We start from the raw sequence: 12,666 nt of genomic DNA on the forward strand, positions 1-12,666 counted from the left end.
CTCGCCCGCGGCCTCGGGCCGCAGGCCGGGAAGGGAAGGAGGGCGCAATGCGGCATTTGGTGATGGCAGCACTGCTCGGTGCCGCGGCGCTGCTCGGATCGGCACCCGTCGCGGCGGCAGATGCCGCTCCTGTCTCAACGATTGCGCAGGGCCGCTTGGCCGGTGCGCGTGATGCGGGCGTCGAGCGCTTTCTCGATATTCCTTTCGCTGCGCCTCCGGTCGGCCCGCTTCGCTGGCGGGCTCCGCAGGCGCCGCCGCGCTGGGATGGGGTTCGCGACGCCGCGAAACCCGGGCCCGCTTGTCCGCAAACTGTGCGCCCCGCGCTCGTCGCGGGCGGCGTTGCAGAATATCAATCCGAGGATTGCCTCCAGCTCAACATCTGGCGCCCGGCGGGGGCGCGCAAGCTTCCCGTCATGGTCTGGATCCACGGCGGCGCGCATGTGATCGGCTCGGGCACCTTTCCGGCGTTCGACGGCACCGCCTTCGCGCGGCAAGGCGTGATCCTCGTGACGATCAACTATCGGCTGGGCGCGCTCGGTTATTTCGCGCACCCGGCGCTCAGCGCGGCCAGGCCGCAGGGTGAGGCGCTCGCCAATTATGGCCTGATGGACCAATTGGCCGCGTTGCGTTGGGTTCAGAAAAACATCGCTGTTTTTGGCGGCGATCCCGAGCAGGTGACTTTGTTCGGCGAGTCCGCCGGCGCGATCGGGGTCACGACGATTCTCGCGCAGCCGGAAGCCAAGGGCCTGTTTGCCCGCGCGATCGTTCAGTCGGGCGTGGGCCTCCTCGATCCGCGCCCGCTTGCCGAACAGGAGGCGCTCGGCGCCGCTTTGGCGGTTCGCGCTGGCGCGCCGCCTTCGGCCTCGCTCGACGCGCTTCGCGCGCTTCCCGCCGCCGCCCTCGTCGCTGCGGGTGATGTCCGCACGCCGGGCGCGATGGTCGGCCCCATCCTCGACGGCGACCTGGTGCGCGAAGCGCCGTGGCGCGTCTTTGCGCGGAGCGAGCCGATCGACGTTCCGCTCCTCGTCGGCGCCAACAGCAACGAGGCGAGCGTGATCCTCGCCATGGGCGTGCCGCCCGCCGCGGCGCTCGCCTATCTCGGCCGCGACCAAGCGGCGGGCCGCGCCGCCTTTGGCACGGGGCTGGACGATGACGCACTGGCGCGCCAGGTGTTGGGCGACGCCTGGTTCGTCGCCCCGGCGCGCTGGCTCGCGGCCCGGACGGCGGCTGGTGCGCCATCCTACCTCTATCATTTCGACTATGTCGCAGCGGCGCGGCGCGACCGCGCCAAGGGCGCCGCGCACGGGTCTGAAATCCCCTATCTGTTCGGGACGCTCGACTATTTTGCGTCGGTCGCCGGCGCCATCGGTGACGAGGATCGTCGCTTCAGCGATGGCATCTCCGCCTGCTGGGTTGGCTTCGCCAAGACGGGCGTTCCTGGCTGCGCACTTGTTCGCGACTGGCCGCGTTACGATCCGACAAGCGACCGTCTCGCAAAATTTGCGCCGGAGTCGGGCGTCGTCGCCGGCTTTCGCAAGGCGCAGCTCGACTTTCTGCTGAAGATTCGCTTCGGGGGCGGCCAGTCCAGGCCCTAGCCCGTCCGGTCGCGCGCGACCCTCCGTTTCGACGATGTGCAACGAAGCTGGGAGAGAGAAAATGGCTGGACGAACGAAATGGATGTGGCTTGCCGCCGGTGCGGCGATGGTTGGGGCTGCGGCCTTTGCGGCGCAGGGCGGGTTCGGAGGCGGCGATGGCGGCGAGGCGCGTCCCATGGTGCAGCTTCCGCCTGCGGCGCCCGCTGCGAATGTGTCGACATCGGTGGCATCGGCGGCCGCGGCCGCCAGCCTTTCGGCCACCGTTGGCGGTTATACCTATGACTGGACCGCGTTACAGGCGGCAATCGACGCCGATACCGAGGTCGATAACGGCTATTTCATCGTCGGGAATGCTTCGGATCCCGACTATCTCTTCGCTTACGAGAAGGGCAGCTTTGGTATCGATCGGGTGACCCCGCTTGCGTCGGCCTCCAAATGGTTCGCCGGCGCGCTGGGGATGCGCATGGTGCAGGCGGGCATCGCGACGCTCGACGATCCGATGCGGCCGCCGCTTGCCTTCTGGACGACGATCGGAACGAAGAAGGATGTCAAACTCAAGCACGCGCTGTCGATGACGTCGGGCTTCAATGCGAGCCCGCTCGTTGGCGGCTGTCAGCTGCTTCCGGCCATGACGCTCTATAATTGCGCGAAAAGCATCCACGATCTGCGTTACGACATTCTGCGCCCGGGTAACGCTCCCGGCGCGCAATATAGCTATGGGCCGCACGGCCTTCAAGTCGCCGCAGCCTATCTCGAGGCGAAGGATACCAGCATCGCGCCCGGCACATCGCCGTCACGCCAGCGCAACTTCCACGAACTGTTCGCGCAGCATGTAACGAGCCCGCTCGGGATGACGAGCACGACCTGGTATGACCCTGCCGGCAGCGCTCCCACGAACCCGTGGGTCGCGGGCGGCGCCTATTCGACGCCGCGCGACTATGCGAAACTGCTGCGTGCCTTCCTTGGCGGCAGCTTTATCACCGACATGACGACCTTCACCCAGCAGCGTACCGCAGGCTTGCCGCGCGTCTTCGTTCCGGCGAGCGCGGGCAACTGGGAATATGCGCTCGGCTCCTTTGTCGAATGCGACACGCCTTCGGCCTGCGCGACGTCTAAGATCAATTCTTCGCCCGGCGCCTACGGCTGGACCGGCTGGATTGATCGCGAGACCGGCTATTATGCCCTGATCGCCACCGAAATATCGAGCGGAGGCGACCGGAAAGGCGTCGAGCTCGAACAGGTCATGCAGGATCTGATCGAGGATGCGATCGCGAATCGCACCCCGGCGCCCTGACCTGACCCAGCAGTCTAGTCACGCAGCACAGGAGAACTTGATCTCCATGCGCTGCGTGGCTGGCCTGTCGGACTAGGCAAAGTCGACGGCTTAATGGCGAGCGGCCAAACCCGCGTGTGACCGGCAGGGAGCCGATTTGACTGAATGGCCGATGCGCGGCCGTCCGGTCGTGGGTTCGGCCTAGGGACACGTCGCCAAAAAGCGTGTCGCTGCCGCCACTGCCTCGGCTCCGAAAGCTGCTGGGCATGCATCTGGCCGCGCAGATTGGCTCGCCTCGGGCGGTTATCAGGCGACGTAGGCCCCTCTACCACTCGCCACCAAGGTTCCGTCTGCGGCTAGGATCCGGGTAGCCGCGACGCTTATCTGCCGCCCTAATTTCACCGGGCTGCCGATCGCGCGAAGCGGCCCCAGCTTGGCCGGTCGGTGAAAATCCACATGGAGGTCCGCCGTCGCCCGCGCAGCACCCCCCATCGCGATGACCGTATAGAGGCCGGTCAGATCGATCAAAGCCGATACGATGCCACCATGCGCCGCGCCGACCGTCGGATTTGAGATGATTTCGTCTCGCCAAGGCATGGAGATCACCAACTCGTTGGCGCCGACCTCAGCGATGCTGAGCCCGAGCCAGCGGTGAAAAGGGGCCAGCGCCAATAGGTCACGTAATTCCTCAAGCCCCGGGACGGCGGGGGCATTCATGATTTCATCTCCGCTTCATGGATGCCGAGCAAAAACTCTAGGATCGATTGCCCGAAAGCGTCGTTCTCGTCCCCCACCACCATATGAGTCGCATTCGCGATGTCGCTATACGCCATATGAGGGACAAGGCCCTGGAAATGCTTGACGGCTTCCAGCGAGACGAGGTCGCTTGACCCGCCGCGGATCAGATGCACCGGCAAGGTCAAGCAGGCAGCGGCGGCGCTGAGCTCGGTGCGGCCATGGTCGCTGGAGACGCCGCCCTGCTGCGTCACTCTTTCGATGAAGGCGGGGTCCCAGTGCCAATAGAAGCGTTCATCGTCCTTGCGGCGCAGATAGTGTGCCAGCCCCGCTGAAGCCTTCCGGCTGGGGCGATGGGGCAGATAGTCGGAAATGACCTGTGCGGCCTCTTCCACCGACGCAAAACCATCGCGCGCATGGGCCGCCATGAAACCGACCACGCGGGCGACGCCGCTCGGTTCCATCTGAGGTGTCACGTCGACCAGCGTCAGCGATCCGAAACTTCCCGGTGCGCATTTTCCCTCGGCGATGACCCCGGCCAGCCCGCCAAGCGACGCGCCAATCAGCGCCGGTTTGCTCGCCATCGCCGCAGCGATCTCGACAAGATCGGCCGCAAAATCGGAGATATCATAGGCTCCGTCGCTGGCCCATGCACTCTCGCCGTGCCCCCGCATATCGACTGCGATGGTCCGGAAACCATGGCTCGCGAGCCGGTGGGTTACCGCCCTCCATGCCCTTCGGGTTTGTCCGCCACCGTGCGCGAGGATTACCGGGAATCCGAGTTCCGGGCCATCGACCGACGCTGCGATTTCATGGCCCGCTTTCCCGGCAAGCGTGATCGACTGATCAATCATTCAACTACCATACTGTATCATATCTTACAGTAAAGGGTTTTCAGAATATGATGTTGGCTGTACAGTCCATGACGATGGTTGAACCTCGCGATACGAGCGGCATCTCCCCCGCGAAAAGTCTTCTGACGGCCTCAGACGAGTTTGTCTTTCTCATCGAGGAAGTACCCCGCAAACTGCGCCGGATGTTTGATGCCTCAACGGCACGCTTCGGATTGACGCGAACCCAGTGGCGCGCGCTCGTCTATATCTATCGGACCCCGGGCATGACCCAAACGGACCTCGCCAAATGCCTCGAACTGGAGCGTGCCAGCGTTGGCCATGTTGTCGACCAGCTGGAAAGAATGGCGCTCGCGGAACGGCGCGCTGCCAAGGGCGACCGGCGCGTCTGGGAGCTTCATCTTTTGCCCCGAGCGATCGAAATCCTGCCCCAGCTGCGCGCCGAAGCCGACATGATCTACGCGCGGCTGCTCCATATGATTTCACCGACTGAAATACGCGCGGTCCGCGCATTGCTGACGAAAATGTCCGGCAATCTCGAAAGCGGATCGGAAGACCGGCCTCCTCGATAGAAGCACTGAAAGATTTGAAATGGCCGACACCATTCATCGTCAGCAAGCCGATATCCCCAACTTGCGCCGCTCGCGTCTGCGGCGCACCGCCGCCGTTCTGTCCCCCCTGCACCAGGTCGCCAGCACTGACGACTACCGAATTGCGAATATGGCGACACAGAGCCCTACCTGCCTCCTGCGGTGTCAGCAGAATAGTCCGATCGAGCCGACGATCGTTCGGCTGTGAGCGTCCTCCCGCGAGGCGGACCGCTCTTGGCTTCGCGTGCCAACGTCAATTGACCGACGAGCTATTTCGTGCAACGTGTTGTCTACTAGGAAACAAACTTTTGCTTGGAGACCGACATGGCTCAACCCGAGCGCTTCTTGCGAGGACAGAGTGCCGGTGGCTGCGCCTGTGGCGCCGGGGCGGTCTTTGAAGTGAGGTTGTGCGCCGACGGTCAGCCTCTGGCATTCGCCGACGCCTATCCCAACGCGCTTCCAATCCTGAAAAGGCTCGCACGGGGTCGGGTACCGAACAAGCTAGTGCTTCCCCTTTCGGCGGATCGCCCGACGCAACACGTCTGATATCGGGGCGAGCGGGGCCGACCAGATCGCTCGTCGACGGGCTCGCTGAAGCCGGCCGCTCTTACCTCGGGCCCTGCGCGTTGAAGGAACGAACGTTCGCGATGAGCGGGCGAAAACAACCCTACGCCGCCGGGTGCCGCGCAGCCCATCGCCCCGGTCATGATGACGCCCCTCTCGGGACTTGGGGGTGCTCCGAATCAAAACAAACAGTACAGACGGACTGATTAGTAGATTTGAGGTGGTGAATGTTGGAGCGGCGGCTCCAACGCTAATGGTTGAAGCTTGCGACGACAAGCTTCTCGCTGCGCTGCGATCGCAGCCGAGTCATCGGGCCCTGTTCCCTGAAGCTGCGTAGACACTCCCATAGCGTTCGCGCAGTTGCTTCTTGTCGATTTTCCCTGTCGCCGTAAGCGGCACCGCGCCGAAGAGGACACGATCAGGCAGCTGCCATCTCGCGAATTCCGCGGATAAGGTCGAGAGAATTTCCTTTTCGTCGGGAAGGATTCCATCATGAGGCTCGACGATCAAGAGCGGGCGCTCTTCCCATTTAGGGTGCGGTATGCCGACGACCGCGGCGATCTTGACCCCGCTGCACCCAGCGGCAACATTCTCAAGGTCGATCGAGCTGATCCACTCTCCTCCGGACTTGATGACATCTTTGGTGCGGTCTGTGATCCGCATGAACCCCTGGGCGTCGAGTGTCGCGACATCGCCGGTATCGAACCACCCGTCGACATCGGTGCAATCCGCTGGCTGGCGAAAATAGCGCTGAACCACCCACGGACCCCGCACCTGTAGCGCGCCTGCCGTCGCCCCATCATGGGGGCAGGGGCGCCCGTCTTCGCCCAAGATGCGCATCTCGACGCCGAACTGGAGCCGTCCCTGCCGCGTCCACAATATATCCTGCATCGCCGCCTCGCCGAGGTCCGCGACGGCCGGCGTCGGTGTTGCGATCACGCCGAGCGGGCAGGTCTCGGTCATTCCCCAGAGCTGAAGGACATCGACATCATGGTCGGCCTTGAAGCTTTCTGCCATCGCGCGAGGTACGGCGGAGCCCCCGATCATAATCCGCTTGAGCGTTCCCGTGTCGCCGCCGGTTGCCTCGAGGTGGGCGAGATACATGGTCCAGATCGTGGGCACCCCACCGGTAAAAGAAACCGCCTCCCCTCGGATTAGGGCCTGGAGGCTAGGACCGTCCATGCGGTCGCCAGGAAGAACGAGCTTGGCGCCGCAGAGCGGCGCCACGAACGGAAGGCCCCAGGCGGTGGCGTGATAGAGCGAGGAGCAAGGCATCACGCAATCGAACGACGTGAGGCCGAACGCGCTCGCCAGGCCCGCTCCCATCGCATGCAGAACGACTGCCCGGTGGCTGTAGAGAACCCCCTTGGGATCGCCTGTGGTCCCCGAGGTGTAACAAAGAAACGCCCCGGAATTTTCATCGATTTCGGGCCACGTGATCGAGACCGGTGCCACCGCGAGCAAGGGCTCATAGGCCAGCGCCCCGAACCCCTCGCCGACGCCAACGCCTTCGTCGGACAGTACGATGTATTTTTCGATATGCGGGAGGCTGGGCGCAATCCGCTCGACGAGCGCGGCGAGGTTGGGCTCGAACGCCAATATGCGACTCTCGGCATGGTTCAAGGTAAAGATCAGCTGATCGTCGGGGAGCCGGGGGTTGGCGGTGTGAAGCACTGCCCCAAGGCCCGGGACCGCGTAGAAGAGTTCCAAATGCCGGTGCGTGTTCCAGGCGAGCGACGATATCCGGTCACCGCTCCCGATCCCGGCAAGGGTGAACATGTTGGCAGCCTGCGCTACCCGGCGGGCGAGCGCAGCATAATCATAACGCCACAACCGATCGCTGCCGATTTCGCGCGACACCACTTCCCGGGTTGCGTGCGCGGCGGCGGCATATGTCAGGATCGTGCCGATCGCCAGTTGCGCAGGCTGCATTTGTCCCGTGATCGTCATGCATGCATCCTTCGACAAGTAGCAGTTGAACGGACCGTCTTTACGCGACAGCAAACAAAGTCCGCCAGCACAAGCCACCGAGGCTCATGCTGGCGGACACGGCGGCAGCCCGGCCGCACGCGATCCGCGGGATCAAGCCCTTGGACCGCGTTTGGGCGCGTCAGAACCGGAGTTCGGCGCTGACGCCCACTTTTCTTGGCTGTTCGTAAAAGCCGTCAGTTGCCTGCGCCCCGACACGAATGGTCTGGAAGACCTTTTCGTTGGTGAGGTTGGTCGCCCAGAGGCTGAACTTCCAGCGATCACCGGTTGGGGCAAAGGATATCGACGCATTGGTAAGGGTATAGCTCGGCTGGGAGAAAATATTCTGGAAGTCATAATAGAGCCGGGTCGAGAAGAAGGTGTTGACCGAGACCCCAAGGCGCCCTGCATCGAACTCATGGCCCCAATCGACCCCCAGGTTGAACGTCCACTTCGGGGCGCGGGTCATCACGTTACCCGACGCGTCCGCCGGGGCAACAGTGTTGCCTCCGTCGGGGCGCGGGAAAAAGCTCTGCGCGAGCGGAAAATCACGATAGCGCGCGTGGCTGTAGGCCGCCGAGCCGCGGATGTTGAGATCGTCAATCGGTTGGATAATCGCCTCGAACTCGCCGCCATAGATTTTGGCGCTCGCTGCGTTCTGCAGGACGTAGCTCGGACCCGACGCGTCTTTGGCCTGAACTTGCAGATCGTCGTACGTATAGTGATAAACGGCGAGGTTCGTGCGGAGCCAATTGAAGGGGTCGACCTTGATGCCGGCCTCCCATGCCTTGATGTTCTCGGGATTGACCGGATTCGGCGATGTGCCCGCCATATTGTAGACGCCGCTTTTGAATGCGGTGCCATAGCTTGCATAAATGCTTCCGTCGGGTGCGAACTGGTACCGGACTGCGCCGCGATAGTTGAACTTGTTGAACGACTTGGCGGTCTTCGGAACGACCAGATTTCCATTAACGACCTGTTCGAAGGTCCGCCGCTCGGTGGTGTACCGCGCGCCAACAGTGATGAACAGGTCGTCGACGATCTCGTAGGTTCCTTCGGCAAAGCCCGCGAACGAGCGACCCGATAGTGCGGGATCAAGGTTGAGGGTGGTCGGAGGGATTCCAGGCCCCGGCGACGTGACGATATCCAACCCAGAATGGCCGCCGAACTGGTAGAAATAGCCGCCCAGGAGCCACTGGAATCGGCCGGGGTCGGCAGACGTGAACTTGATTTCCTGGCTCCCCGATTCCGTCGCAAATGTTGCAGGGAAATTACCGAGGAAGATGTTCGAGGCGTCCGAATCGGTTTCCTGGTACCAGCGCAGATTCATGAAGCCGCTCGTCGCCTCGAGGTTGAAGCCGTCGAACTCGAGTTTTACATGCAGCGCCGCACTCCAGCGCCGAAGGTCCAGCGTCGGAATGCTGGTCAGTGACGCCTGCCAGGCATCCGTCGGCAGTATAACGCCCGCGAAGCGACGGCCCGCCGTATTCCCATTGACCGGCTGGGGCGAATTGGTCGTGCTGTTCTGGTCGAAGAATTCGCCGGTCAGGATGACCTTGGCATTGTCGGAAGGCTGCCAAAGCAGCTTGCTGCGAAAGTTGATCACTTCCTGGTCGCCCAGCGTGCCGCCGCGCACCAGATCGTCGATATAGCCGTCATTCTTGCGATAGAGGGCGGCAAAATCGGCAGCCAATTTATCGCTAAGGCCGCCGGTGATATAGAAGCGGGCGTCATAATCGCCCGCATCTCTGCGCATGCGGCCGTAACGCAGCGACGCCTTGCCGCGCAGGTCGAAACTTGGATCGGGGGTGATCACGTTGATGAGGCCGCCGGTAGCGTTGCGGCCAAATGTCGTGCCTTGCGGACCGCGCAGCACTTCCACGCGCTCGACTTCGACAAGGTCGATCCAGTTGGCAGCCGACTCTGGCTGGTAGACACCATCGACATAGGTCGCGATGTTAGGCTCGTCGCCGATCGATATGCCGGTCGAACCGACACCGCGAATGACGGGCTGGAACACACCCATGTTGCGGCTTCCGATGAATCCGGGAACCACCTGGGTCAACGAGCGCACCGTCGAAACATCTGCCGCCGAGAGCGAGTCGCCGGTGATCGCCGTGACGGCGACAGCAACGTCCTGAAGTCGTTCCTCGCGGCGCGTAGCCGTCACGATGATGTCGGAGATGCCCGAACTCGACTGCGCCTCGGGCTCGGCTTCGGCAGCCGGGACCGTGTCCTGGGCTTGGCCGGCCGCGCTCCAGGCCAGTGCGAAAAGTGCGATACCGCCTGCGAGGGCGCGCCCGCTATTATTTCTGTTGGTCGTCATGTCCATTCTCCCTCTCCCTGATTCTTTTTTCAATTCGTCCGCACATGCTCTTCAAGAAAATCCAGCCAGTCGTTTCCCCAGAATATCTGGTCGTCGACAAACATAAGCGGCGCGCCGAATACGCCGCGGGCGTAAGCCTTCGACCGCGCTTCGCGATAGGCGCGCTTGCCCTCTTTCGAATCCACGAAGGCCATGACGGCATCGGCTTCGAGACCCGCCGCTGCCGCCGAGGCGCGCAATTCGTCCCGGTCTCGCGGATCGATTCCGAGGCCCCAGATGCGCCGATAGGCATCTGCACGAAGCCTTCGGCGGCACCATGACGGGCCGCGAAGATTGCGGCTGTGTTCCAGTCTCCGCACTCGAAGCTCGATGGAAAGGTAAGCGGCACGTCGTACCGCCGAGCCCAACGCTGCAGATCCGCGGTCAGAACCTTTATCTTCGCCGGCACCTCGCGGTTGGACGGGCTGTAATTGCCCGCCGCAATCTTTGCTTCGGGGATGTCGATTGGATGATAGGCCAGCGCCCGACCGTGTCGGCGCGCAATCTCCGGCAGCCGCAACTGTGCAAGATAGCTGAACGGGCTGATCAAATCGAAGTAGAAATCGATGGTGGTGGTCATGAGACCATCTCTCCGATGCACACCATCTCGCGGTAATTTTGCCGGAAGCCTTTGATACGGACAAGCTTAGATAACCCAGCTCGGTCACACCCGCCATATTTCGCACTCCCAAATCTTAAGCCATTTTTGACTTTATACGTCTGAACCAGTCTGGTTGACGCGTCGCACATTATGCAACATGATTCATGTAATGCAATTTAGATCATTGGGCAACCCATTGCACAATGGGTGTCGTGCGCACGAGGTATGTCCGATGAGTTGACGCGTCATATGTCCGATTTTGGTGTCTGGATGATCTCCGAGCGAAGGGAGTCATCAGATGCGGCGCAATCGGGCATTGACGGAGGCGATACGGATGGAGCGCTTTGAGGAGCTTTACCTTGCGGTTGGGGCTGGGCGACTGAGTTGTTCGGATGCGGCGATGATCCTGGGTTGTAGCCCACGTCATTTTCTGCGGCTGCGCAGCCGGTATGACGAGGACGGATTTGCTGGATTGCGGGATCGCCGGGTTGGGCAGGTATCGCGGCAGCGGGCGGCGGATGCAGAAGTCGAGGAGCTCACGCAGCTGTACCGAGATCGATATGCGGGATTTAACATGCGTCATTTTCACGAGCTGGCGCGGCGCGATCACAGCCTGCGCCGGGGCTATACCTGGACGCGCCTGGCGCTGTTGAGTGCGGGCCTGGTGAGGCCCGAAGCGTGGTGGAACGCACCGTCTCAAGCGCCCGCGCAAGCCGATGCGGGGGATGATGATCCATCAGGACGCGAGCACGCACTGCCGGTATGGCGAGGGCTATGCGGACCTGGTGGTGACGCTCGATGATGCGACGAGCGAGATCACCTCGGCGTTCTTCTGCAAGCAGGAAGGGACCAACTCGAGCCTGCGCGGCATCCATGAGACGATCGCAAAACACGGGCTCTTCTGCTCTTTGTACACCGACCGGGGCAGCCATTATTTCTTCACGCCCGAAGCGGGCGGCAAGGTCGACAAATCGCGCCCGACCGAGGTTGGGCGAGCGCTCCGCCAACTCGGCATCGATCATATCGCGGCCTATTCGCCCGAGGCGCGCGGGCGTTCGGAGCGGGCATTCGGCACCTTGCAGGGGCGGTTGGTCAACGAGCTGAAGCTGGCGGGCATCGCCGATATGGCAGCGGCGAACCACTATCTCACCGAGGTCTATCTCCCCCGTCACAACGCGCAGTTCGCCGTTGCGCCCGAGATGGAGGCGTCGGCCTTCGTAGCCATCCCCGGCTTCGACATCGACAATATCCTGTGCGTCCAGGAAGACCGGCAGGTGGGGGCCGATAACACCGTGCGCTACATGGGACTGTCAGGATTTTCGTGTGCGGGCGGGCGGTTGACCATCAGGCCGACATGGCCCTGATGAAACGTTCGCCGAAGATCACGGCAAATTGTGCCTTTGCCATAGTCCATTCACGTGGCGGCATCTTCCACTCTTTCTCCGATCTGTTCAAGATCAGATAGAGCAGTTTGGTCGCGGCCTCATCGCTTGGGAAATGGCCCCTTGCGCGGACGGCCCGCCTGAGCTTCGAGTTCAGCGCCTCGATAGAATTTGTGGTGTAGACGATCCGGCGGACCTCGTCGGGGAACGCAAAAAATGGGATAACTTCCGCCCAGGCACGCCGCCAGCTCTGAGCGATGGCGGGATAGCGCAGGCCCCAGGGACTGGCCTCAAATGCCGTCAGCGCCTGCTCGGCAGCATCAGCGCTTGAGGCGCGGTAAATCTCCTTGAGTGCCGTTGCCAGCCCTTTGCGATCCTTCCAGGATACAAAGTCCATGGAGTTGCGCAGCAAATGGACGATGCATGTTTGAACGACTGTTTCGGGAAAGACGGCGGTAATCGCATCGGGAAAGCCTTTTAAACCGTCGACGACGGCAAGCAGGATATCCTCTGTGCCGCGGTTCCTGAGCTCGTTCATCACGCGCAGCCAGAATTTGGCACCCTCATTTTGCTCTAGCCACAGCCCGAGCACCTCCTTTGCGCCATCGGCGCGGGCGCCCAAGGCGATGTGGATGGCTTTATTGCGAACCATCCCTTCGTCGCGGATCTTGACCCGGATCGCATCGAAGAAGACCAGCGGGTAAATCGGATCGAGCGGCCGCTGCTGCCAGGTTGCGACCTC

At 62.5% G+C, this 12,666-nt stretch carries 12 protein-coding genes and 1 pseudogene; 6 read left to right on the plus strand and 7 right to left on the minus strand.

The window, feature by feature from the left end:
• The first annotated feature begins 47 nt into the window (after window positions 1–47).
• Both CDQ92_RS19755 and CDQ92_RS19760 read left to right on the plus strand, forming a co-directional pair.
• On the plus strand, window positions 48–1,595 hold the full coding sequence (locus CDQ92_RS19755; protein WP_158213914.1) for a carboxylesterase/lipase family protein: 1,548 nt from the start codon (window positions 48–50) through the stop codon (window positions 1,593–1,595).
• Window positions 1,596–1,656: 61 nt separating this feature from the next.
• A complete protein-coding gene (locus tag CDQ92_RS19760) occupies window positions 1,657–2,889 on the plus strand; it encodes a serine hydrolase domain-containing protein (RefSeq protein WP_158213915.1) in 1,233 nt (410 codons plus the stop codon).
• Window positions 2,890–3,174: 285 nt separating this feature from the next.
• Here the strand turns inward: CDQ92_RS19760 and CDQ92_RS19765 are convergent, their stop codons facing one another.
• Together CDQ92_RS19765 and CDQ92_RS19770 are read right to left on the minus strand one after the other, a co-directional pair.
• Complete coding sequence (locus tag CDQ92_RS19765) at window positions 3,175–3,585, minus strand: hotdog fold thioesterase (RefSeq protein WP_088443987.1); 411 nt, start codon at window positions 3,583–3,585, stop codon at window positions 3,175–3,177.
• Complete coding sequence (locus CDQ92_RS19770; RefSeq protein ID WP_088443988.1) at window positions 3,582–4,457, minus strand: alpha/beta fold hydrolase; 876 nt, start codon at window positions 4,455–4,457, stop codon at window positions 3,582–3,584. The genes CDQ92_RS19765 and CDQ92_RS19770 overlap by 4 nt, the downstream gene beginning before the upstream one ends.
• Window positions 4,458–4,531: 74 nt before the next feature.
• Here CDQ92_RS19770 and CDQ92_RS19775 point away from each other — a divergent pair, with 74 nt between their 5' ends.
• Window positions 4,532–5,026 (plus strand): MarR family winged helix-turn-helix transcriptional regulator, encoded by a 495-nt coding sequence (locus CDQ92_RS19775; protein ID WP_088443998.1) that lies wholly within the window; start codon window positions 4,532–4,534, stop codon window positions 5,024–5,026.
• A 19-nt stretch (window positions 5,027–5,045) separates the two neighbouring features.
• Window positions 5,046–5,252, plus strand: coding sequence for a hypothetical protein (locus CDQ92_RS19780; protein ID WP_088443989.1), 207 nt, complete (start codon window positions 5,046–5,048; stop codon window positions 5,250–5,252).
• Between the two features lie 662 nt (window positions 5,253–5,914).
• On the opposite strand, the gene CDQ92_RS19785 is transcribed toward CDQ92_RS19780, so the two are convergent.
• The 4 genes and pseudogenes from CDQ92_RS19785 to CDQ92_RS21885 all read right to left on the minus strand — a co-directional run.
• Complete coding sequence (locus CDQ92_RS19785; RefSeq protein ID WP_201792080.1) at window positions 5,915–7,558, minus strand: long-chain fatty acid--CoA ligase; 1,644 nt, start codon at window positions 7,556–7,558, stop codon at window positions 5,915–5,917.
• A 160-nt stretch (window positions 7,559–7,718) separates the two neighbouring features.
• Window positions 7,719–9,902 (minus strand): TonB-dependent receptor, encoded by a 2,184-nt coding sequence (locus CDQ92_RS19790; RefSeq protein WP_088444000.1) that lies wholly within the window; start codon window positions 9,900–9,902, stop codon window positions 7,719–7,721.
• 29 nt (window positions 9,903–9,931) lie between these two features.
• Window positions 9,932–10,261, minus strand: a complete 330-nt coding sequence (locus CDQ92_RS21880; RefSeq protein ID WP_268239197.1) for a DsbA family protein — start codon at window positions 10,259–10,261, stop codon at window positions 9,932–9,934.
• Window positions 10,258–10,521 (minus strand): annotated as a pseudogene (locus CDQ92_RS21885) (DsbA family protein); the annotation flags it as partial. The pseudogene CDQ92_RS21885 and the gene CDQ92_RS21880, both read right to left, overlap by 4 nt.
• A 319-nt stretch (window positions 10,522–10,840) precedes the next feature.
• On the opposite strand from CDQ92_RS21885, the gene CDQ92_RS19800 reads away from it, so the two are divergent.
• On the plus strand, window positions 10,841–11,344 hold the full coding sequence (locus tag CDQ92_RS19800; RefSeq protein ID WP_088443990.1) for a helix-turn-helix domain-containing protein: 504 nt from the start codon (window positions 10,841–10,843) through the stop codon (window positions 11,342–11,344).
• Window positions 11,268–11,906, plus strand: coding sequence for a transposase family protein (locus tag CDQ92_RS19805; protein WP_144035842.1), 639 nt, complete (start codon window positions 11,268–11,270; stop codon window positions 11,904–11,906). Before CDQ92_RS19800 ends, CDQ92_RS19805 begins: the two co-directional genes overlap by 77 nt.
• On the opposite strand, the gene CDQ92_RS19810 is transcribed toward CDQ92_RS19805, so the two are convergent.
• The coding region (locus tag CDQ92_RS19810) for an IS256 family transposase (protein ID WP_144035843.1) at window positions 11,887–12,666 on the minus strand (780 nt) is incomplete at its 5' end. The genes CDQ92_RS19805 and CDQ92_RS19810 overlap by 20 nt on opposite strands.

The organism is Sphingopyxis bauzanensis, from assembly GCF_002205675.1.
Lineage (GTDB): Bacteria > Pseudomonadota > Alphaproteobacteria > Sphingomonadales > Sphingomonadaceae > Sphingopyxis > Sphingopyxis bauzanensis.